Source organism: Roseateles sp. P5_E1 (assembly GCF_054049335.1).
This window is the reverse complement of record NZ_JBFUMN010000011.1, coordinates 43,415-64,869: the sequence shown is the minus strand read 5'-3', so window position 1 is coordinate 64,869 and position 21,455 is coordinate 43,415. Positions and strand designations below refer to the sequence as shown.

Annotated in this window: 16 protein-coding genes; 2 read left to right on the top strand and 14 right to left on the bottom strand. The window is 67.0% G+C overall.

Features of this window, described 5'->3' with window-relative positions; translation table 11 throughout:
• Nucleotides 1–56 precede the first annotated feature (56 nt).
• Genes ACXJKJ_RS12410 through ACXJKJ_RS12400 form a run of 3 tightly spaced genes read right to left on the bottom strand, consistent with a single transcriptional unit; the run spans nucleotide 57 to nucleotide 5,405 of the window.
• On the bottom strand, nucleotides 57–3,005 hold the full coding sequence (locus tag ACXJKJ_RS12410) for a TonB-dependent receptor domain-containing protein (RefSeq protein ID WP_457390312.1): 2,949 nt from the start codon (nucleotides 3,003–3,005) through the stop codon (nucleotides 57–59).
• A 41-nt stretch (nucleotides 3,006–3,046) separates the two neighbouring features.
• Nucleotides 3,047–4,054, bottom strand: coding sequence for a LacI family DNA-binding transcriptional regulator (locus tag ACXJKJ_RS12405; RefSeq protein ID WP_056192932.1), 1,008 nt, complete (start codon nucleotides 4,052–4,054; stop codon nucleotides 3,047–3,049).
• Between the two features lie 7 nt (nucleotides 4,055–4,061).
• Complete coding sequence (locus ACXJKJ_RS12400; protein WP_457390311.1) at nucleotides 4,062–5,405, bottom strand: GH1 family beta-glucosidase; 1,344 nt, start codon at nucleotides 5,403–5,405, stop codon at nucleotides 4,062–4,064.
• Between the two features lie 166 nt (nucleotides 5,406–5,571).
• Between ACXJKJ_RS12400 and ACXJKJ_RS12395 the strand changes: the two genes are divergently transcribed.
• Complete coding sequence (locus ACXJKJ_RS12395) at nucleotides 5,572–7,194, top strand: diguanylate cyclase domain-containing protein (RefSeq protein WP_457390310.1); 1,623 nt, start codon at nucleotides 5,572–5,574, stop codon at nucleotides 7,192–7,194.
• A gap of 226 nt (nucleotides 7,195–7,420) precedes the next feature.
• Here ACXJKJ_RS12395 and ACXJKJ_RS12390 read toward each other — a convergent pair whose 3' ends face one another.
• From ACXJKJ_RS12390 to ACXJKJ_RS12345, 10 genes are all read right to left on the bottom strand, one after another.
• Entirely contained in the window at nucleotides 7,421–8,389 is a 969-nt protein-coding gene (locus ACXJKJ_RS12390) for a tripartite tricarboxylate transporter substrate-binding protein (RefSeq protein WP_056192940.1), read from the bottom strand.
• A gap of 83 nt (nucleotides 8,390–8,472) precedes the next feature.
• On the bottom strand, nucleotides 8,473–10,881 hold the full coding sequence (locus ACXJKJ_RS12385) for a CehA/McbA family metallohydrolase (protein WP_457390309.1): 2,409 nt from the start codon (nucleotides 10,879–10,881) through the stop codon (nucleotides 8,473–8,475).
• A gap of 396 nt (nucleotides 10,882–11,277) precedes the next feature.
• The gene (locus ACXJKJ_RS12380; RefSeq protein WP_457390308.1) at nucleotides 11,278–12,513 is read right to left on the bottom strand and encodes a phenylacetate--CoA ligase family protein; all 1,236 of its coding nucleotides are present in this window, start codon (nucleotides 12,511–12,513) and stop codon (nucleotides 11,278–11,280) included.
• Between the two features lie 73 nt (nucleotides 12,514–12,586).
• Complete coding sequence (locus tag ACXJKJ_RS12375; protein ID WP_057300574.1) at nucleotides 12,587–12,886, bottom strand: hypothetical protein; 300 nt, start codon at nucleotides 12,884–12,886, stop codon at nucleotides 12,587–12,589.
• Nucleotides 12,883–13,689, bottom strand: a complete 807-nt coding sequence (locus ACXJKJ_RS12370; RefSeq protein WP_056192949.1) for an ABC transporter ATP-binding protein — start codon at nucleotides 13,687–13,689, stop codon at nucleotides 12,883–12,885. Before ACXJKJ_RS12370 ends, ACXJKJ_RS12375 begins: the two co-directional genes overlap by 4 nt.
• 156 nt (nucleotides 13,690–13,845) lie before the next feature.
• On the bottom strand, nucleotides 13,846–15,162 hold the full coding sequence (locus tag ACXJKJ_RS12365) for an ABC transporter substrate-binding protein (protein ID WP_457390307.1): 1,317 nt from the start codon (nucleotides 15,160–15,162) through the stop codon (nucleotides 13,846–13,848).
• A gap of 27 nt (nucleotides 15,163–15,189) precedes the next feature.
• Nucleotides 15,190–16,254, bottom strand: coding sequence for a branched-chain amino acid ABC transporter permease (locus ACXJKJ_RS12360; RefSeq protein WP_457390306.1), 1,065 nt, complete (start codon nucleotides 16,252–16,254; stop codon nucleotides 15,190–15,192).
• Nucleotides 16,255–16,256: 2 nt separating this feature from the next.
• The gene (locus ACXJKJ_RS12355) at nucleotides 16,257–17,186 is read right to left on the bottom strand and encodes a branched-chain amino acid ABC transporter permease (RefSeq protein ID WP_457390305.1); all 930 of its coding nucleotides are present in this window, start codon (nucleotides 17,184–17,186) and stop codon (nucleotides 16,257–16,259) included.
• Nucleotides 17,186–17,965, bottom strand: coding sequence for an ABC transporter ATP-binding protein (locus ACXJKJ_RS12350; RefSeq protein WP_457390304.1), 780 nt, complete (start codon nucleotides 17,963–17,965; stop codon nucleotides 17,186–17,188). Before ACXJKJ_RS12350 ends, ACXJKJ_RS12355 begins: the two co-directional genes overlap by 1 nt.
• Entirely contained in the window at nucleotides 17,962–19,905 is a 1,944-nt protein-coding gene (locus ACXJKJ_RS12345) for an AMP-dependent synthetase/ligase (RefSeq protein ID WP_457390303.1), read from the bottom strand. Before ACXJKJ_RS12345 ends, ACXJKJ_RS12350 begins: the two co-directional genes overlap by 4 nt.
• 124 nt (nucleotides 19,906–20,029) lie before the next feature.
• On the opposite strand from ACXJKJ_RS12345, the gene ACXJKJ_RS12340 reads away from it, so the two are divergent.
• Entirely contained in the window at nucleotides 20,030–20,740 is a 711-nt protein-coding gene (locus ACXJKJ_RS12340; protein WP_457390302.1) for a Crp/Fnr family transcriptional regulator, read from the top strand.
• A 9-nt stretch (nucleotides 20,741–20,749) separates the two neighbouring features.
• On the opposite strand, the gene ACXJKJ_RS12335 is transcribed toward ACXJKJ_RS12340, so the two are convergent.
• On the bottom strand, nucleotides 20,750–21,310 hold the full coding sequence (locus ACXJKJ_RS12335; RefSeq protein ID WP_162247736.1) for a GNAT family N-acetyltransferase: 561 nt from the start codon (nucleotides 21,308–21,310) through the stop codon (nucleotides 20,750–20,752).
• Nucleotides 21,311–21,455 lie beyond the last annotated feature (145 nt).

Below are 21,455 nucleotides of genomic sequence, written 5' to 3'. Positions count from 1 at the left end.
GGGTGATTGTGGGAGCCGGCCGCGCGTTCGGCGCGGCCGGCTTCCGGTCTTCAGGATCAGAACGAGTAGCTCACGCCCAGCTTGAACTGCCGCATCGAGCCGCGCACGCCGGTGCGGGTGTCGAAGTGGTCGTTGTCGCCACCGAGGGCGTTCTTCGGCGGCGTGGACGGGCCGCCGACCCAGTCGTCGTAGTAGCCCCAGTTGGCGGTGTTGAACAGGTTGAGCACATCGGCACGGATCTGCAGGTCGCCGCCATAGACCTTGAAGCTCTTGGAAAGCGCCAGGTCGAGTTGCTTGAAGGTGTCGGAGCCGCGCGGCACGGCACGGCAGCCCGTCGGCCCGAAGCCGGTGTGGCAGTCGAGCACCCGGCGTGGCTGGCCGTCGCCCACGGTCAGCTTGCCGGACAGCTGCATGCCCCACGGCAGGCGGTCCATCAAGCCGCCAACGACGAGACGGTTCTTCTCCGCATCCAGGGTGGGGTTGAAGCCGTGAGTGGACTTGCCATAGGTCCAGTCGAAGATGCTATCCGACCATTCGTGGCTCGTGGTCTTTGCATCCGTGTGGGTGTAGGCAATCGTCATGCTCCACCCGCTGGCCTGGGTGTAGGGCTTCTCCAGCGACAGGAAGACGCTGGTGGCCTTGTTCTCGCCAACAAAATCACCCAACACGATGGTGCCGTAGTTGCGCGGAGCGCCGCCCCACAAGGGGTCCAGCGAGTTCGTATTGCCGAAGCCCCCGTTGGGGTCGCGGTTGCCGTTGAACCAGATGAACTGGTTCTTCGCATGAATGTTGGAGACCGCGATGTCCATGTTCCAGCTGCCGAGGGCCTGGCGCACGCCAAGGCTCATCTGGTCGGCAAACGGCATCTTGAAGTCGTTCTTGATCATCCAGATCTCGCCGTTGGGCGCTGCGTTCTTCTGCAGCTCGTCCAGCGAGTTGTTGGCCATGCGGCGGTCATAGCTGCGGCCCCAGCCGCCGTAGACGACCGTGGCCTTGTCGCTGAACACGTCGAAAGACGCACCCAGTCTCGGCGCGAAAGCTCCCTTGAAGGCCTTACGCGAGTTGCCAGTGGAGATGTAGTCGGCAATGTTGATGCCGCCCTTGGCCAGCGACTGGGCATAGGTCTGGCCCGCGGGTGCGGTGATGCCGTCGACGGTGCGGCCGTCCAGCGCGTTCAGCGCGGCGATGCGGTCGGCCGGCGTCACGTAGCTGTTGTTGAGCATGTTGTCTTCATAGTCCCAGCGCGCGCCGATGTTGAGCTCCAGCTGCTTGGTGAGCTTCCAGTCGTCCTGCAGATAGATGCCGTACTGGTTGTTTTTTAAGTTCGCCGACGCGGTGGCGATGGGCAGCCTGATGTTGCACTGGTCGCTGGACAAACCGCTGCTGCTGACGTTGGTGCCGGTGCAGGCCAGGCCGTTGAAGTAGGGCTGACCGGTGGTCGTGTTCAGTACGGTGTCGATCGCCGCGACCCGGAAGGCGGTGCCGCTGAGGTCRTACTTCATGGCCTTGAACTGGACGCCGCCCTTGATGACATGGCCGGCAAGGCCCGTGTAGCTGAGGTCGTCCTTCAGGTAGATGCCGCTCTGGCGGCGGTCCTGCGCATTGGGCGAGCCGCCGGTAAAGAAGACGTCCTGGACGTTGTTGATCGCGTTGGTGGGCGAGTACTTGTAGCGCACCAGCGGATCGGTGGAGTCCGACTGCGGGTTCCACTTCGAGCTTTCCCAGCCGACGCGCGCCTCGTTGAGCCAGGTGTCACCGGTGTATTCGTGGCTGAGGTCGACGCGGTACTCGTTGTTGTTGTTGTTGATGGCCGTGCTCGGCGCGAAGCGGTCACCGTCGACCGAGTAGCTGGTTTCCTTGCGCAGCGTGGTGGACAGGTCCAGCCGCTGGCGGTCATCGATCTCGGCCGACAGCTTGCCGAACAGCAGATGCTCCTTGAACTGGCCCTTGAACGAGCCCTGCTGCGCAGCGATGGCGGGGACGATGCCGGGGCTGTTGGGGTACTTGTCCAGGTTCATCGCAGTCAACTGGCGCGGCTTGTCGATGGACTTGCCGTCGTAGGCGACGAAGTAGTGCAGCGTGTCGGGCTTGATGGCGCCACCGATGCTGAAGCCGCCTTCGATCTGCTTGTACGAGGGAGGATCAATGTGATTTGCCTTGTCCCTCTCCTGGATGGGGCTCAGCGACGTCCAGTTGCTCCCGGTGCGGTTGACGTAGACGCTGCCATGGGTCTCGTTGCCGCCGGACTTGGTGACGGCGGAAATGGCGACGCTGGAGACCTGGTCGAACTCGGCCTTGTAGTTCTGCGTCAGCACGCGGTACTCGGCGATGGCCGTCTGCGGGAATGGGTTGCCCTGGCTGGTGTCCTGGCCGTTCAGGCCGCCGCGCAGGATGTTGTTCTTGTGGCCGACGCCGTCGATGAAAACGTTTACAGCATCAATGTTTTGCGAGCCACCGCGCAGACGCGTGTTGCCGCTGGCGTCGGTGTCGAAGCGCACGCCGGGAGCGAAGTCCGCTGCCGACAGGAAGTTGCGCGTGGCCTGCGGGATGGCCTCGATCATCTTGTTGGACACCGTGGTGCCGACCTGCGAATCGATGACGCCCTGGCGCTGCGCGCTGCCCTGGATCACGACGGTGCCGAGCTTGGCGTCCGTGCTGCCGAGGTCCAGCGTCGCGTTCTGGCCGACTGACAGCGTAACCACACTGCCGGTGGCAGCACCGGCCACCCGGACCTCGTAGTTGCCGGGGTTCAGGCCGACGAGTACATAACTGCCGTCGGGCAGGGTCTTGGTCCGGTAGGTATTGCCGTTGGCCTTGTTGACGGCGACGACATCAGTGCCTGCCGGCGCCGTGGCGCCAGCCGCTGTGATGGTGCCGCGCACGGTGGCGCTGGCGCTCTGCGCCTGCGCGGGCAGGGCCGCCATCAGCAGCCCGCCGATCAGGCCGGCGGCGCAGAGATGGCGGGTGAGAAGTCTGGGTTTGGTGCGGGGGGTCGGGGTGCTCATGATGTCCTTGTCTCCTGTGTTGTGCTGTGGTTTGGACGGGATCAGGTCTTGGCGCTGCCGCACGACTGCCGCACAACGAGTTGCACCGGCATCACGGTGGCGCCGGCGTCGGTGGCGTTGCGCTCCAGGGTGTCGGCCAGCGCATCGAGTGCCTGGCCGCCCAGCGCGGCAATGGGCACGTGCATGGTCGTCAGCGCCGGGCTGACGTAGCGGGCGATGGGGATGTCATCGAAGCCGGCGAGCGCGATGTCCTCGGGCAGGTGCACACCGCCGGCCTGCAGCGCACCCAGCAGGCCGATGGCCATGATGTCGTTGGCGGCGAAGACGGCATCGGGCCGCTGGCCCGCCGGCAGAGCGAGCAGCTCGGCCGCGGCGCGCTGGCCGCCTGCTTCGGAGAAGTCGCCCTCCAGCAGCCATGCCTCGGCCCCCACGGCCAAGCCGGCACGGTAGCCGCGCTCGCGCTCGCGCGCCTCGAAGTTGGCCTGTGGGCCGCCGAGAAAGGCGATGCGTCGCCGGCCGCTGCGCACCAAGTGCTCGGTCATCGCGCGCGCACCGCCGAAGTTGTCGACGGCGAAGACCCGCTGGCTCGCGCCGCGCACGCCGGAGTTCAGCAGCACGGCCGGCAGGGCAGGCGGCAGGTTCTGCGACAGGAAATCGTCGTCGGCGTGCGGCGACATGACGATGAGGCCGTCAACGCGGCCATTCATGGCGCGCAGCGCGGCCGCGGCCTCGTTGGCATCGTCGTGGGAGCTCGACAGCAGCAGATGCAGGCCGCGCGCCCGGGCGGCCTGGTCGATGCCGCGGATCAGCTCGGAGAAGAACTCGCCATGCAGATCGGGCAGCAGGGCACCGATGGTGTCGGTGCGTCGCGTGATGAGGCTGCGCGCCGCCCCCGACGGCGAATAGCGCAATTCGCGGGCGACCTCGACGATGCGCTGGCGCGTGTGCGGCAGCACGTTCTCGGCGCCGTTGAGCGCGCGCGAAACGGTGGCGACCGACACACCGGCAACGCGGGCGACGTCCTTGATCGTGGCGGGGGTGACCGTCATCTTGTTGTCAGAGGTTGGCGCCGTGGGAAGCGATGACTTCAGCATAGAAGCGCGCGCTGGCCTTGGGGGTGCGCTGCTGTGTCTGAAAGTCCACATGCACGAGGCCGAAGCGCTTGGCAAAGCCGAGCGCCCATTCGAGGTTGTCGAACAGCGACCAGGCGCAGTAGCCGCGCACGTCGGCGCCCCTTTGAATAGCGTCCTGCACGGCGGCGATATGGGTGCGCAGATAGTGCACGCGCAGCGGATCGTCAACGCGGCCGTCAATGGCCACCGGCGGGTCGTAGAAGGCGGCGCCGTTCTCGGTCACATACAGCGGCAGGCCGCCGTAGCGCTCGTGCATCCACACGAGGGTGTCGGCCAGGCTTTGCGGGTGCAGCTCCCAGCCGGTCTCGGTGTAGATGCCGCCGGGCTGGCGCTGCGGCACCGCCGGCACCGGCCATGCCTTGGGATCAAAGCGCACGACGGCGCGGGTGTAGTAGTTCAGGCCGAGGAAGTCGACGGGGACTTTGAGTGCCTCGACCTCGGCGGCCGGCCAGTCGGGCCAGGCTTCACCAAAGACCTCGCGCAACTCGGCCGGGTAGCTGCCAAGCAGGGCCGGGTCGAGGTATTGCCGGTTCATGTAGGCGTCGGCGAGCCCGGCGGCGTGGCGGTCGTACTCGCTGGCGTCGGCCGGCAGATGCTTGGGCTCGATGTTGACGACCAGGCCGATCCTGTTCTTTCCGGTCGCGCGGTAGGCCTGCACACCCTTGGCGTGTGACTGCATCAGCCGGTGGGCGACGATGGCCGCCTCGAAGGCGCTCTTGTGACCGGGCGCCAGCGCGCCATGCATGAAGCCGCCGTCGGCCACGACCCAGGGTTCGTTCAGCGTGACCCACATCGGCACGCGGTCGTCCAGCGCCTTGAAGCAGACCTGCGCGTAATCGGCAAACCAGTCGGGCATGTCGGGGTTGAGCCAGCCGCCACGGTCGTCCAGCGCCGCGGGCAGGTCCCAGTGGTGCAGCGTCACCATCGGCTGGATGCCAGCGGCCAGCAGTTCGTCGACAAGGCGCTCGTAGAAGCCCAGGCCGGCCGCATTCACGGCGCCACGGCCTTCGGGCAGCACGCGATTCCAGGCAATGCTGAAGCGATAGGCCGTGAGGCCGAGCTCGCGCATCAGCGCGACGTCGTCCTTCATGCGGCGGTAGTGGTCGCAAGCCATGTCGCCGGTATCGCCGCCGAGCACGCGGCCCGGCGTGCGCACGAAGCGATGCCAGTTGCTGACGCCGGCCCCATCGGCCAGCGGCGAGCCTTCGATCTGATAGGCGGAAGTCGCACAGCCCCAAAGGAAGCCGGGCGGGAACGGTTGTCTCATCCGTGTGCCAACTCCGCTTGCGCGGGTCGGTCGTTGTGTCGTCATGTAAACGTTTACATGCATTCTTTCCGTGATTACTTGACGAGTCAACAGCGTGTTTACCCCGGACCGTCGTGACCGCACCTCAGACTCTGCCGCGCGCCCGCCACCAGAAGCCGAGCCAGGGATGGAACAAGCACAGATCAACGCCACGCTGGCCCAAGCCAGGGCCCATGCCGATGCAGGCAATGCCGAGGCCGCGCTGGATGCAGCGCGCCGCGCCCACCACGCCGCGCTTGAACGGGGAAGCGTGGCCGCCCAGGCGGAAGCCACGCACTGCATTGCCAGCGTCGAGCTGCGCCTGCTGGGTCATTTCGCTGCGGCGCTGGAATCCGCACGCCAGGCGGCATTCCAGTTCCAGCAGGCCGAGATGCCCGAGGGCGAATGCCGCGCACTCGCCACCCAAGCCATGGCCGCTGCACGCCTGGGCTACTACGAAACCTCGGTCGATTGCGCCCTGCTGGCGGTCAAGCTGTGTGCCGGCACGTCGGGCGACGGAGCCAGCGTCGAGCAGGTCGTGGCCCACCACGCACTGGGTGTCGCCATGTTCATCGGCCGCTCCTACGCCGAGGCCAGCGAGGCTTCACAGCGCGCCATCGAGTTGGCCTACCAGTGCGACCCCCCGGTTGACACCTATGTGCTGCATGCCGACCTGGGGTCCACCGAGGTCATGCGCACGCTCAGCGCACGCAGCGCCACCACGGCAGGCACGACCAGCCTGGAACTGCTGCGCGAACACCTGCGCCGTTGCGATGAGCTGCTGCACGATGCAGCGCCATTGGCCAGCATCGGCATTGGCAGCCGCAGCAGCAGCGCCCTCACCCACGCCTTCAACAAGGCCATGCTGCTGATCTGGCAGGCCGACCTTGTGGGTGCCGCGGCGCAGGTGCGCCGGCTGCGCGAGGCGGTGGAATCTTCCCGCCGGCCCTGGCTGCAAGCCCTCGTGCTTTGGGCCGGGTCCGAACTGGCCTTGGCCGAAGATGACCTGCCGTTGGCCCGCAATCACGCCGAGCAGATGATTCGCATCGCCCTGGCGCAGAACCATGAAGGGCTGGTCAGCATTGGCCTGGGCCAGTTGGCTTATCTGGCGTCCACCGCGGGCGACCACGCCGCAGCCGCGCAGGCCCTGCGCGAGCTGGCCGAGCGCGAGCAGTTGGCCCGGTCTGCCAGCCTGCGCGGCCGCGTCGCCGACGTCGAACGACAGCTGGAACTGCGCAGCCGGACCCGGCAGTTGCACGCCTCCGAGGCCGGACGCGCGCACTTCCAGCAACTGGCGCTCGAGGATGGCCTGACCGGCCTGCCGAACCGGCGCCATTTCGAACTCCAGCTGCAAGGCCTGCTGGAGGAGGTGCGCACCCAGGGCAGCACGGCCTGCCTCGTCATGATCGACGTCGACAAGTTCAAGCAGATCAACGACGGCCATTCGCACAACGCGGGCGACGCGGTGCTGCGGGCCATCGCGGCGCAGATCCGAAGATGCGTGCGCGACAAGGACTTTCCCGCGMGGCTGGCCGGCGACGAGTTCGTCATCATCCTGCGCGATACCGGCGCGCAGGCAGCCCAAGCGCTGACCGAGCGGATCGCCGACGCGGTGTCCCGCCATGCATGGGGCGGCATCGCTGCCGGCCTGTCGGTCTCGGTGAGCCTGGGGCTCGCCGAAGTCCTGCCGACCGACACCTTGCGCACCGTGCTCAGCCGCAGTGACCAGGGCATGTACGCGAACAAGCGCGAAAAGGCCCACCCCCACTGACGGCCAAGCGGCGTGCACGCCCGCACACAAGGCTGAGCGCCGCCCCGGCCGGCGTTCGAAACAACGCTTGCTTGCTGGCTTGCGGGCCGAGCGCCGGGCCGCTCCCAAGCAGGCCCGCCTTTGGCGATGTGCTTGCTGGTCAATCCGGCAAGCATCGCCGTCCCCCAGGGGGACCGGCTGGACTCGCCTGCGTTCAGCATGGCGAGACCAGACGAGGGGCTCCATCTCAGTCGGCGTAGACCCCTGCCGCCTTGATGACCGGGGTGAGTTTGTTGATCTCGGCCTCGACAAACTTCTTGTGCTCTGCCGGCGCAAGGCGCGCGTCACTGATGATGACCGCACCCAGGGCCTCCTGGCGCTTGTGGAAGTCGGCGTCCTTCAGGGCTGCGCGCAGCGCCGTGTTGACCTTGTCGATGACGGCCTTGGGCGTGCCCTTGGGTGCATACATGCCGTGCCAGACGGCAAGATTGAAGCCCTTCAGCCCTGACTCGTCGGCCGTCGGCAGCTTGGCCAGCGGGCCGCTGGGCAGGCGCTTGGCCGACATCACCGCATAGGCCTTGACCTTGCCGGCCTCGATCTGTCCGGTGGTGTTGGTGGTCTGGTCGCACATGATGTCGACCTGGCCGCCGAGCAGGTCGTTCATGGCCGGCGCGGTGCCCTTGTAGGGCACGGTCGTCATGTCGATCTTAATGGCCGACTGATACAACAGGCCGCACAGATGCGAGGCCGAGCCGACCCCGGCGTGGGCGAGGTTGATGTTGCCCTTGTTGGACTCCAGCCACTTGGCCAGCTCGGCGTAGTTGGCCGCCGGCAGGTTGGGGCGGCCGATCAGCGTCATCGGCACCTCGTTGACCATGCCCAGGTATTCGAAGTCTTCCAGCGTCTTGTAGGGCAGCGTGCGGTAGAGGGCCGTCGCGCTGGCGATGCCGATGTGGTGCAGCAGCAGCGTGTAGCCATCCGGCGCGGCCTTGGCCACCTTGTTGGCGCCCAGCGTACCGCCTACACCGCCGACGTTCTCGACAATGACGGTGGCACCCAGGGGCTTGCGCAACGCCTCGGCGAGGTCGCGAGCGACCTTGTCGGTCGGCCCGCCGGCTGCAAACGGCACGATCACGGTGACCGGCTTGTCGGGATAGTCGGCGGCAGCGGTGCCGGCGGCCAGCAGGGCCGCCAGGGCAATCAGGGTCGTGCGCATGGGCTTGTCTCCAGGATGTGTGCGCACGATCTTAGGCAGAGTACCGCCCCCGGCGTCTCCGGGATGGCCCCAAGCCAGCGCCATCAGGGGTAGCTCAGCGTCAGCGTATAGCCCTGGGTGCCGCTGCTGCCTGAGTAGGCCCCCACGCGGATGTAGACCGCCAGCGCCGAGCTGCCGGTGTTCTTGTAGCTCAGGGACTCGGTGCAGGTGGCGCTCTCCGACGAGGTCAGCGTCGTGCCGCTGGCGTTGTGCAAGTAGATGTCGTAGTCATAGGCCGCCGGGCAGCTCATGTCGACACGCAGCGTCTTGCCTGCGGCCAGCGTGACCTTGAAGTAGTCCTTGTCGCTCGTGGTGGCCATGGTGCCGCTGATCGTCGTCTGGTTGGTGACGACGTTGGCGGTGGCGATGGTGCCGTTGGACTCGGTCTCGTTCAGCGCCGCGCTGGCATTGCTGATGCTGAAGTTGACGGCCGACGAGGCGCCCGAGTTGCCGGCRGCGTCGTAGGCGCGGGCGACCAGGCTGTGGCTGCCGTTGGCAAGCGTCGTCGAGTCCAGCGACAGCGAATAGGGCGCGCTGCTGTCGCTGCCCTTCACCGTGCCATCAACGACGAAGTCCACGCGCGCCACGCCGATGTTGTCGCTCGCCGTGGCCGACAGCGTGACGGTGCCGGACGTGCCGCTCTCGCTGGCCGTCGCGGTCGGCGGCGTGGTGTCCACCGGCCCGTTGGACTGCGTGACCCAGACGGGCGCTGTCCACAGCATCTTGCCGTCGTTCTGCGTGATCTTGGCGTAGTAGAAGTGCTCGCCGATGGCCGGCGTGGTGCTGGCCGTGCCGCTGCTGGCCAGCAGTGTGACGGTGCCGTTGCGCTTGGGCACGCCTTCGTAGATCTGCACGCTGGTGGCCGTCTTGCCGCTGTTGCTGGCATAACCGACGCTCAAGGACAGCGTGCCGCTGTTGGTGAAGCGCTCACCCATGACGTGGCCATTGGCGGTCAGCGCGATCTGCGCCGTCTTGTCCATCGTCGCGAAGACGCGGCGGGCCTTGATGGCATCGATGAAACTGGCCTTGCTGAGCGCAGTGCCATTCGGGATCAGCACGCCGGTGCGGTTGGTGTACGACTTGCCCCAGTTGGCGCAGTGGTTGTCCTGGTTGCTGGCGGGCGCCACGTGAAAGCCCCGTTCCAGCATCTTGTTGAAGGCGTCCTCGAAATTGGAGAGGCCTGTCTCGGTCTCGGTCGTGTTGGACGAGAACGCCGAGCTGTTCAGGATCTCGCTCAGCACCATGACCTCGTCGCCATCGGCGCTGTAGCCCAGCGCCGTGCCACCGACAAGGAACTGGCCGGTCGTGTCGGGATGGTTGAACTGGCCGACAAGGCCGAGCTGGCGCATCGTCGCGTACAAGGCCGCGTAGTCGCTCTTGGCCGTGAAGCGGTCACCGAAGAGCTGGTTGCTGCTGTTGTATTCCCAGGCGAACAGCTCCGTGCTGTTGAAGATGTTCATGTGGCCGCCATTGCTGATGACGCCCCACTCCATGCCGTAGAGGGCGAGGTAGGAAGAGGTCGACGCGGCGGTGGCGGCACTGAGGCCAGACTGGTAGCGGCTCTTGGCGGTGGCGGGGCTGCCGCTGGCGTTGGTGCTCGAGGAGCCGTCGAAGTAGTGGTTGTGCTCGGACGACATCAGGATGTCCAGGCCCGCCGTCTTGCCATAGGCGAAGGCGTCTGCCGGGCCGAAGGCGCCTGTCTGCGCGGGCTGCGAAGACGAGCAACTGCCCAGCGCCCCGCCGCCGTCGGAGTCATTCGTCTGGCTGTGCAGATTGGCGTAGTAGACCGTGTAGGGCAGGCTGTTGATGGCCGGTGCCGATTGCGCCTTGACGAGGCCGCGGCCGGCGGCCGTGGGCATGGCCGCATAGGGCGGCAGGTCGACGCTGGCCGGCTGGCCGAGGGCAACCGGCCATTGCTGCTCGGCATGGTCCAGCGGCGCGGCAGCGGCCAGCAGGCGCTCGGCGCGGCCGGTGGTCGCACCCTGGCTCAGCGCGGTGGCGGCGTCGAGGCTGGCGGCCTCAAGCTTGAGCTGGTAGAGGCCATCGGCCAGTGCCGTGCCGCCGGTGCCGCGACCGGCCCAGCGCACGCTGGCCACCACCGGCGCACCGGCATAGCGCGATTCGCCGCTCCAGCGCTGCAGCACGTGGCCCTGCGCGTCGACGAGGCTGAGCGCCCACGCAAAGACCTGGCCGTCGGCAATGCCGGGGTGGTCCATCTGCACACTGAACACGCGCTCGCCGCTGGCGGCGGTGACCGCGAAGGGCGCGGACAGCGTGGCCGAGAACTCGTGATGGTCAGGGTCCTTGGCGCGCGGGCGCGCGGCGGCGGCTTTGGCCAGCTCGCTTTCGGCCTGGGAAGCTTGGGAAGAGACTTGGGGGTCGTTGCTGCCACCACCGCAGGCTGCGAGCAGCAGCACGAGCAGGGTGGGCAGAAGATGGCGGGCAAGGGTCATGTCGCGTCCTCGGCTGGTGCCAGCGGTGGCCGGCAAAGCGGCGGACTGTGGTGGCCCCGCCAAGCTGAGTCCATGCGGGCCTTCCTGTCACCGATTCAGGTTAGGGCCTGTTCACACTGCGGTAGCAGGCCGCGTTGTGGCCAGAAAGCCCGCGAGCAAGGCGCAAACCGCAGACGGGCTGGGTGCCCGGCGAGGATTTGCAACGCCGCTCGCGGACTTTCTAGCCACAACCCGAAGGGAAGGCCAGCCGCCAGGCGCCACTCCGCGTTGCAACGCTGGCCCGCACACGAGTGCGGGCGGCGCGCTGCGCCTTGATTGGCCCCTGGCGGCTGGCCTTCGCGGCCTACTGCCGCAGTGCGAACAGGCCCCGCCGGCCCCGAGGCCTTCAAACGCGCGTCACACGGGGCGGCGATCCTCGATGACCAGGCCATCGTTGGGCAGGCTGCCCGGGGCCAGCAGCTCGACCTCACCGCGCAGCTTGGTGATGTCGCGCAGCGCCATCTGCAACTGCTCGACAAGGCCCTCGGCCGGCGCGGCCTCGAGCTGCAGGCACATGCGGTCGTTGGCCAGCTCCCCGTCGACAACGAGGCGGGCCCGGCCGCGCTGGCCACAGCGCGCCAGCACCTCGGCCACCTGGCCTGCATGCACGAACATGCCACGCACCTTGGCCGACTGGTCGGCCCGGCCCAGCCAGCCGCGCAGGCGCTGGTTGGTGCGGCCACAAGGACTGGCACCGGCCAGCACGGCAGAGAGGTCGCCGGTGGCAAAGCGGATCAGCGGGTAGCCGGCGCTCAGCGTCGTCACGATGACTTCGCCGACCTCGCCGTCCGGCACAGGCTCAGCAGAGCCGGGCCGCACGATCTCGACGATGACGCCTTCGTCGACGACCAGGCCTTCACGCGCCGTGGTCTGGTAGGCGATGAGGCCGAGGTCGGCCGTCGCATAGCACTGGTAGGCATCGACGCCGCGTGCGGAAAACCATGCAACGAGCGCCGGCGGGCAGGCCTCACCGCTGACCAGGGCACACTGCAGATAAGGCAGCACGTGCCCGCCCTCGGCCGCCTTCTCGAGCAAGATGCGCAGCAGGCTGGGCGTGCCGGCATAGGCCTCGGGCTGCAGGTCCAGGAGGGCCTGCAATTGCAGCTCGGTGTTGCCAACGCCGCCCGGAAAGCTGGCCGCACCCAGGGCCCGCAGGCCGGCTTCCATCATGGCGCCTGCTGGTGTCAGGTGGTAGCTGAAGCCCACATGGGCGAGCTGCCCCGCGCGGATGCCGGMGGCATGCAGGGCGCGGGCAGCGCGCCAGGGGTCGGCGCCGTCGGCATCGGGCTCGGGTTCGTAGAGCGGCCCGGGCGACTGGAAGATGCGCCGCGGCATGCCGGCCGCAAATCCGCCCAAGCGCGGTGCGCGCCGAGCGGCCTGGGCGGCGGCGAGGCTGCTCTTGCGCGTCAGCGGCAACGTGGCCAGCGCGGCCCGCGACGTGATCGCGTTCGCATCGACGCCGACCAACAGCTCGGTGTAGGCCGGACTGCTGGATTGGGCATGCGCGATCTGTTCCGGCAGCGCAGCCATCAGCGCGGCCTCACGCGCGGCCGGGTCGCGCGTCTCCAGCGCGTCGAAGAACTCCGAGCTCATTGGTGCACCCTTCGGCCTACGGTCTGTCCCGCCAAGCGGGAGCGAGCTTGCTTGGGGCGGCCCGGCGCGGCGCTCACTCCTCGTCCTTCCAACGCGTGAGCCGGCGCTTGATCTCGTCCTGCAACTTGCGCAGCTCGGTCGCGGACTTCAGCGTGAAGGTGTCCCACTCGGGCGTGCGCGCCGGGCGCTTGGTGAGCTGGACCTTGACGGTCGCACCCTCCACCGCCAGCTTGAGCACCACGTCGGCGCCGAGCATCCAGCCTTCGCCCCGCTCGGCCAGCACGCGTTGGTCGCGCGCGAAGCGCTTCATCGTCAGCAGCGCCGAGTCCGCATCAAAAGGTGGCGGCGCCATCTCCCAGTTGTCGTCACTCATGCCAGCCACCTCTTCCTTCGCTTGTAGCTCTTCACGTCCTTGAAACTGCGTCGCCCTTCCCCGCCCACGCCGAGATAGAACTCCTTGACGTCCTCGTTCTCGCGCAATGCGCTGGCAGCGCCGTCCATGACGACGCGGCCGTTCTCCAGGATGTAGCCGTAGTCGGCATAACGCAGCGCCATGCTGGTGTTCTGCTCGGCCAGCAGGAAGGTCGTCCTCTCCTTGGTGTTGAGGTCGCGCACGATCTCGAACACCTCCTCGACGATCTGCGGCGCCAGGCCCATCGACGGCTCGTCCAGCAACACCATCTTGGGGTTGGCCATCAGCGCGCGGCCGATGGCGCACATCTGCTGCTCGCCGCCCGACGTGTAGGCCGCCTGGCTGGTGCGGCGCGTCTTCAGGCGCGGGAAGTAGGTGTAGACCTTGTCCAGCGTCGCCGCCACGGCGCCACGCCCGTCCTTGCGCGTGTAGGCGCCGGTCATCAGGTTCTCCTCGATGGTCAGGTGGGCGAAGCAGTGCCGGCCYTCCATGACCTGCACCACCCCGCGCTCCACCATGGCCGAGGTAGACAGCTTCTCGATGCGCTCGCCGCGCAGCTCGATGCTGCCCTTGGTGACCTCGCCGCGCTCGCCTTCAAGCAGGTTGGAGACCGCGCGCAGCGTGGTGGTCTTGCCGGCGCCATTGCCCCCCAGCAAGGCCACCACCTGGCCCTCGGCTACCTGCAGGGACACGCCCTTGAGCACGAGGATGACGTGGTTGTAGATGACTTCGATGCCGTTGACGTTCAGGAGGGGGGCTGTCATCGCAACTCTTTCCTCAGCATGGATGCTCTCGCGGGTGGCGCCCCTCCCCGTGGGGGAGGGGACAGGGGTGGGGCCTCAGCACCCCGCCCTCACGGAGGGCGGGGAAGGGGTGGGAGCGGGGCATTGCCAGCTCGAAGAGCTGAGCCGCCGCGCGGCTCAGCTCTGGCATTCCGCCGGCGTGCGGCGGGTCAGCTTCTTCTCACCGGCGTACTTGTCCGCCGCCGCCTTCACCATCGGCTTGATGATCTGTGCGTCCGCCTCGTACCAATCGCTGCTGAAGCTCCACTTCGCGCCGTCCCAGGTGTGGATGCGCGCCCAGGTCGAACCCTGGTGGTCATAGCAGCTGGTGCTGATCGGGCGGATCACGCCGGTCAGGCCCAGCGAGGCCAGCTTCTTGTCGTCCAGCGCCAGGTTCTCCAGGCCCCAGCGCACCTGCTCGCCGGTCATGACCTTGCCCTTGCCGAAACGCTCCTGCGCACGCCGCACGGCCTCCACGCCGAGCGCCTGGATGACCAGGCCGCGCGTGTAGAGCACCGAGCCGACCTCGTCCTTCGGGCCCGTACCCTGGCCCTTCTCGTGCACGAGTTTGAGGATGTCCTGGATGACCTTGGGGCTCTGTCCCGAAGTGTTGAGGTTCAGCGCGTTGTAGCCCTTGGCGSCCTCGCCCACGTCCTTCACATCCGGCTCGGCSCCSGMCCACCASACGCCGTACATCTTSTCGCGCGGRTAGCCGGTGGCSWKSGCCTCCTTCAGCGCRGTSGAGTTCATGACGCCCCAGCCCCAAAGCAGCGTGTAGTCAGGCTTCTGCTGGCGCACCTGCAGCCAGGCCGACTTCTGCTCCACACCGGGCGCCGTGACCGGGATCTTCACCAGCTCGAAGCCATGCGCCTTGCTGCGCTCCTCCAGCAGCGGGATCGGCTCCTTGCCGAAGGGGCTGTCGTGATAGACCAGCGCGATCTTCTTGCCCTTGAGCTTGTCCAGCCCGCCTTCCTTCTTGGCGATGTGCTGGACGAGGATGTCGGCCGCCGTCCAGTAGCTGCCCATCAGCGGGAAGTTCCAGGCGAACACGCCGCCATCGGCCGAGGCCGACAGGCCATAGCCCAGTGTGATCAGCGGGATCTTGTCGTTGGGGACCTTGTCGGTCAGCGCGAAGGTGATGCCGGTGGCCTGCGGGTCGAACAGCGTCGCGCCCTTGCCCTTCAGGCGCTCATAGCACTCCACGCCCTTGTCGGTGGCATAGCCGGTCTCGCACTCCTCGAACGTGAGCTTCACGCCGTTGACGCCGCCATCGCGGGCGTTGATGAGCTTGATGTAGTCCTGCTTGCCATTGGCCCAGGGCGTGCCATTGGGTGAGTAAGGGCCCGTGCGATACACCAGCAACGGGAAGAACTGCTCCTTGGCTTGCGCCATAGCCGCGGGGGCCGCGAAGAGTTGCAGGGCGGCCAGGGCCGCGCAGGTGATGAGAGTCTTCATGGGGCTGTCTCCTTGTCGTTGTGGGTATCAATGCGGGAAGGGCCAGAGTCTGAGCTTTTCCTTGGCGGTCGCCCAGAGTCGCGCGAGGCCGTGTGGTTCCTTGATCAGGAAGAACACGATGAGGGCGCCGAAGATCATCAGCGCGAGGTGCGAGGCGGTGGCGGTGTCGATCGGCAGGCCGGTCCAGTAGGGCAGCTTGTCCAGGATCAGCGGCAGCACGACGATGAAGGCCGCGCCGAAGAAGGCACCCGAGATCGAGCCCAGGCCGCCGATGATGACCATGAAGAGCAGGTCGAACGAGCGGTTGATGCCGAAGGCGGCCGGCTCCCACGAGCCCAGGTGCACGAAGCCCCACAACGCACCGGCCACGCCGATGATGAAGCTCGACACGGCAAAGGCGCTGAGCTTGGCCTGCATGGGCCGGATGCCGATGACGGCGGCCGCCACGTCCATGTCGCGCATGGCCATCCACGAGCGGCCGATGTGGCCGCGCACGAGGTTCTTGGTGGCCAGCGCGAAGACGACAACGAAGGCCAGGCAGAGCAGATAGCGCGACGCAGGCGACTCGACGCTGAAGCCGGCAATGCTCAGGCCGGCCACGCTGACCGAACCGGACGAAGAACCGTTGGTGACCCAGGGCAGGCGCAGGCAGGCCCAATCGACAAAGAACTGCGCGGCCAGCGTGGCGACCGCGAGGTAGAGGCCCTTGATGCGCAGCGACGGCAGTCCAAAGGCCACGCCCAGCACGGTGGCTCCGAGGCCGCCAGCCAGCAGCGACACGATCAGCGGCATGCCCTCGAAGCGAGCCTGGCAGTTGTAGGCCACATAGGCGCCCACGGCCATGAAGGCGCCCGAGCCCAGCGAGATCTGGCCGCAGTAGCCGACCAGCACGTTAAGGCCGAGCGCGGCGAGGGACAGGATCAGGAAGGGGATGAAGATGGCGCGCAGCAGGTATTCGCTGGAGACCATAGGGATGACGACGAAGGCAGCGATGAGCATCAGCGCCATCGCGATGCGATCCTGCCGGATGGGCAGGATCTGGCCGTCCGCCGAGTAAGAGGTTTTGAACTGGCCGTTCTCGCGGTAAAGCATCGTCAGACCCGATCAATGATCTTCTCGCCGAACAGCCCCTGGGGCCGAACCAGCAAGACAACGAGCACGAGCACGTACCCGAACCAATACTCAATGCCGCCGCCCAGCATCGGCCCCAAGTAGGCCTCCGACAGCTTCTCCCCCACCCCGATCAGCAGCCCGCCCACGATGGCACCCGGCACGCTGGTCAGTCCGCCCAGGATTACGACCGGCAGCGCCTTCAGCGCCACCAGCGACAGCGAGAACTGCACCCCCAGCTTGCTGCCCCAGATCATCCCGGCCACCAGCGCGACAAAGCCCGCCACGCTCCAGACGATGACCCAGATGCGCGACAGCGGGATGCCGATGCTCTGCGCGGCCTGGTGGTCATCGGCCACGGCGCGCAGCGCGCGGCCGGTGGCGGTCTTCTGGAAGAACAGCGACAGCCCCGCGACCAATGCCGCTGCGATCAGCGCGGCGTAGAGGTCTTCCTTGCTGACGAGGATGCCGCCCTGAAAGACGTCCTCGAACAGGAACATCGGGTCCTTGGGCAGCCCGATGTCGATCTTGTAGATGTCGTTGCCGAACAGCGTCTGACCCAGGCCCTCGAGCAGATAGGCGATGCCGAGCGTGGCCATCAACAGCGTCACGCCTTCCTGGTTGACGAGCTTGGACAGCGCCAACCGTTCCACCAGCCAGGCCACGACGACCATGACAGCCAGCGCGCCCACGAAGGCCAGCACGTTGATGAGCACCTTGCCGTCCAGGCCCGTGAACTTCGGAATCCACTCGGCAAAGCGCGCCATCGCCAGCGCTGCAAACAACACCATCGCGCCCTGGGCGAAGTTGAAGACGCCACTGGCCTTGAAGATCAGCACGAAGCCGAGGGCGATCAGCGAATACAGCATGCCGGCCATCAGGCCGCCGATCAGGGTTTCGAGGAATGGGCCCATCAGTGGCTTGCTCCGAGGTAGGCCTTGATGACGTCTTCGTTCCTGCGCACGTCATCCGGCGCACCGTCACCGATCTTCTTGCCGTAGTCCAGCACGACGACGCGGTCCGAGATGTCCATGACGACACCCATGTCGTGCTCGATCAGCACGATGGTCGTGCCGAACTCGTCGTTGACGTCCAGGATGAAGCGACACATGTCCTGCTTCTCCTCCACATTCATGCCGGCCATGGGCTCGTCCAGCAGCAAGAGGCTGGGCTCCATCGCCAGCGCGCGGCCGAGGTCGACGCGTTTCTGCAGGCCGTAGGGCAGGCGACCAACCGGCGTCTTGCGGTAGGCCTGGATCTCGAGGAAGTCGATGATGCGTTCCACCGCCTCGCGCTGTTCGCTTTCCTCGCGCCGCGCGGGGCCGAGGTGCAGGGCCTGCCAGAACAGGCCGCGCTTCATGCGCAGGTTGCGGCCGGTCATGATGTTGTCCAGCACGCTCATGCCCTTGAACAGGGCCAGGTTCTGGAAGGTGCGCGCCACGCCCATCTCGGCCACCTGGCGCGGACTCATGCCCTTGAAGGTCTTGCCGCGCAGCGTGATGGCGCCCTGCTGCGGCTGGTAGACGCCATTGATGCAGTTCAGCATCGAGCTCTTGCCCGCGCCGTTGGGGCCGATGATGGCGCGCACCTCGTGCTCGCGCACATCGAAGCTGATATCGGTCAGCGCCTTCACGCCACCAAAGGCCAGCGAGATGTTCTTCACCTCCAGCACGACCTCGCCGATCTTCTTCATGCGGCGCTCCGAACCGGCGGGAAGGTGCGTGCCTCGACGATACGCAGGTCGGCCGCCACCATCGACGTGCGGCCATCCTCGAACTTCACCTGGGTCTCGATGTACTGCGACACCTTGCCGTCGTACAGCGCATCAATGAGCACGCCGTATTTCTCGGCAATCGCACCGCGCCTGACCTTGCGGGTGCGCGTCAGCTCACCGTCGTCGGCGTCCAGCTCCTTGTGCAAAACAAGGAAGCGGCTGATCTGGCTGCCGGCCAGCAGCTCGTCCTGCGCCAGGTCCGCATTGACCTTCTCGACGCAGTCGAGGATGAGCTCATAGACCTCGGCGCGCTGGGCGAGGTCCGTATAGCCGGCGTAAGGCAGGTTGCGGCGCTCGGCCCAGTTGCCGACGGCCTCGAAGTCGATGTTGATGAAGGCGCAGACCTTGTCGCGCTTGTCGCCGAAGCAGACCGCCTCCTTGATGTGCGGGAAGAACTTCAGCTTGTTCTCGACGTATTTGGGCGCAAACATCGCACCGTCGAAGGTGCCGCCCATCAGACGGCCGACATCCTTGGCGCGGTCGATGATCTTCAGGTGGCCGCCAGGCGTCAGGAAGCCGGCGTCGCCGGTGTGGAACCAGCCGTCTGGCGTCAGCGCTTCGGCCGTCGCCGCATCGTTCTTGTAATAGCCCTTGAGCAGCCCGGGCGAGCGCACCAGCAGCTCGCCACTGTCGGTCAGCTTGATCTCCACGCCATCGATGGGCACGCCCACCGTGTCGGCACGCGCCTCATGGTCGGGTTGCAGGCAGACGAAAACGGCCGTCTCCGTCGAGCCGTAGAGCTGCTTCAGATTGATGCCGATGGCGCGGTAGAAGCTGAACAGGTCGGGGCCGATGGCCTCGCCCGCTGTGTAGGCGACCCGCACGCGCGAGAAGCCCAGGGTGTTGCGCAGCGGGCCATAGACAGCCAAGTCTCCGATGGCGTAGGCCAGCCGATCCAGCAAGCCCACCGGCTGCTTGTCCATCAACCGCGGGCCAACACGTCGGGCCAGGCTCATGCAGCGCTCGAACAGCCAACGCTTGGGCGCCGAGGCGTCCTCCATGCGGATCATGACCGTCGTCAGCAGTCCCTCGAACACGCGCGGCGGCGCGAAGTAGTAGGTCGGGCCGACCTCCTTCAGATCGATGCTGACGGTGGAGGCCGACTCCGGGCAGTTGACGACATAGCCCACGGCCAGCCACTGCGCATAGCTGAAGATGTTCTGGCCCACCCAGGCCGGCGGCAGATAGGCCAGCACCTCTTCATGGTCGGTCAGCTTGTCGAAGCGCTGGCCGGCCTGGGCACGGTCGATCAGCGTCGCATGGGTGTGCATGACGCCCTTGGGGTTGCCCGTCGTGCCGGAGGTGAAGAACAGCGCCGCGACGTCACCGGGCAGGCAGGCCGCCACCTCGGCGGCGAAGAACTCGGGTCGCTCGGCCGCATAGGCGCGGCCCCGCGTAGCCAGCTCGTCCAGCGAAGCGAGACCCGGCTCGTCGTAGTTGCGCAGGCCGCGTGGGTCGTCGAACCAGATGCGCTTCAACTGGGGGCATTGCTCGCGCAGCTCCAGCAGCTTGTCGACCTGCTCCTGGTCCTCGACGATGGCAAACGCGATCTCCGCGTTGTTCAGCGGGAAGACGAATTCGGCGGCGACGGCGTCTTGATAAAGCGGCACTGGGATGGCGCCCAGGCATTGCGCGGCCAGCATGCTGGCGTACAGGCGCGGCCGGTTTTCGCCGACGACCACGAGATGCTCACCACGACGCAGGCCGGCGGCCGACAGGCCCAGGGCCAGCTCCTGCACCAATGCCGCCAGCCGCGCCCACGACAGCGTCTGCCACACGCCGTAAGCCTTCTCGCGCAACGCGGGCGCGTCTGGCCGCTGGGCGGCGTGGTCGAGCAAGAGCCGGGGGAAGGTCGTCAAGCCTGTCTCCAATGCACGGGCTGGAGCCTGCGTCTGTGAGCCCCATTCTGGTCAGTACTTTGACGCCCATCTGTCCGTACGACGACAATTTAGGGGTCTTCACGGCCCAGACTTTCCCGCCCCCATGGCCAACACGCCGCTGCCGCTCAGACAACGCACACGCCGGCCAGCGCCGGCTGAGCTGGATGCCATCCCCTGGCTGAAGCTGCTCGACGGCCCGTTGCGCGAGCGCGCTCTCACGACGCTGGAGGTCGGCGATGCCGAGCCCGGCGAGCGGCTGTGCCGCATCGGCCGACCAGCCACCTTGTGGTTTGGCGTCGTCGACGGCCTGCTGAAGATGAACAACGACGACTCGCTGGGCGCAGCCGTCACCTTCACCGGCATCCCGCCGGGCGGCTGGTTTGGCGAGGGCACCCTGCTCAAGCGCGAGGTCTACCGCTACAACATCCAGGCCCTGCGGCCCAGCGTCGTGGCCGGCCTGCCCATCGAGAGCTTCCATGCGCTGCTCGACGGCAGCATCGCCTTCAACCGCTTCGTGCTGGACCAGCTGAACGAACGCCTGGGCCAGTTCATCGCCGCGCGAGAGACCGACCGCATCCACGACCCCGACGTGCGCGTCGCCCGCAACCTCGCCGCCCTCTTCCACCCGACCCTCTACCCAGGCGTGGGCAACTGGCTGCGCATCACGCAGCAGGAGCTGGGCTATCTGGTGGGGTTGTCGCGCCAGCGGGTGAACCAGGCGCTGCATCGCTTGGGCGATGCCAACCTGATCCGCATCGAATATGGCGGCCTGCGGGTGCTGGACCTCGTCGGCCTGAGGCGGTTTGCGGGTTGAGTTTCAGGCTCAGGCCGCGAAGGCGATGGCTTCAGGTTCGACCTTGGGCAGGGCAGCCCAACGGTCGGCACCCAGCTCATAGAGCAGCGCAGCGGCGCTGCCGGGGCCATCGGCCAATGTGCCTTTCATGCGCAGGCCCAGACACTCCAGCGTCTTGCGCGTTGGCGCATTGCTGGGCAAAACGGCAGCGACGACGGTACTTTCGTGGTGCTGTTCGAAAGCCTGGCTCATCGCATGCTGGGCCATTTCCGATGCCAGGCCGCGGCCCCAGGCCTGGGGCGTGATGCGGTAGTAAAGGTAGAGGCCGGCGTGGCCGGCAACGCTGCGGTGCATCAGGCCGCCAAAGCCGATCAGCGTCTCAGGTTGTTCGCGCTCGGCGATGGCCCAGTGGCCGAAACCCCGCGTCTGCCAGTGAGCAAGCCAGGCCTGCAACTGGGTTTCGGTGGCCGCGCGGCCGTGCGGCGTCGCGGCGGCACAGAAACGGTTCACCGCTGGGTCGGCATGCAGCGCCGTCAGGGTATCCAGATCGCTTTCCCGCGGTGGCCTCAGCACGAGGCGTCGGGTCACCATGGCCGCTGGCACGGCCGCAACAGAGGCGCAGAACTCACTCGGAACCATGTACGACGCAAACTCGGTGGAAACCCTAGGAGGGTAGCCGCGAGCCGGCCGAGGCGAAAGCCCGGGGGCACGGGACCTGTCGCAAAACCGTCACAAA

What these genes read in the sequence shown, in the direction of transcription:
- ACXJKJ_RS12405 (WP_056192932.1), bottom strand. Translation starts at nt 4,054, where the DNA reads ATGACGGTCACCCCCGCCACGATCAAGGACGTCGCCCGCGTTGCCGGT.
- ACXJKJ_RS12400 (WP_457390311.1), bottom strand. Translation starts at nt 5,405, where the DNA reads ATGAGACAACCGTTCCCGCCCGGCTTCCTTTGGGGCTGTGCGACTTCC.
- ACXJKJ_RS12390 (WP_056192940.1), bottom strand. Translation starts at nt 8,389, where the DNA reads ATGCGCACGACCCTGATTGCCCTGGCGGCCCTGCTGGCCGCCGGCACC.
- ACXJKJ_RS12375 (WP_057300574.1), bottom strand. Translation starts at nt 12,886, where the DNA reads ATGAGTGACGACAACTGGGAGATGGCGCCGCCACCTTTTGATGCGGAC.
- ACXJKJ_RS12360 (WP_457390306.1), bottom strand. Translation starts at nt 16,254, where the DNA reads ATGCTTTACCGCGAGAACGGCCAGTTCAAAACCTCTTACTCGGCGGAC.
- ACXJKJ_RS12355 (WP_457390305.1), bottom strand. Translation starts at nt 17,186, where the DNA reads ATGGGCCCATTCCTCGAAACCCTGATCGGCGGCCTGATGGCCGGCATG.
- ACXJKJ_RS12350 (WP_457390304.1), bottom strand. Translation starts at nt 17,965, where the DNA reads ATGAAGAAGATCGGCGAGGTCGTGCTGGAGGTGAAGAACATCTCGCTG.
- ACXJKJ_RS12340 (WP_457390302.1), top strand. Translation starts at nt 20,030, where the DNA reads ATGGCCAACACGCCGCTGCCGCTCAGACAACGCACACGCCGGCCAGCG.
- ACXJKJ_RS12335 (WP_162247736.1), bottom strand. Translation starts at nt 21,310, where the DNA reads ATGGTGACCCGACGCCTCGTGCTGAGGCCACCGCGGGAAAGCGATCTG.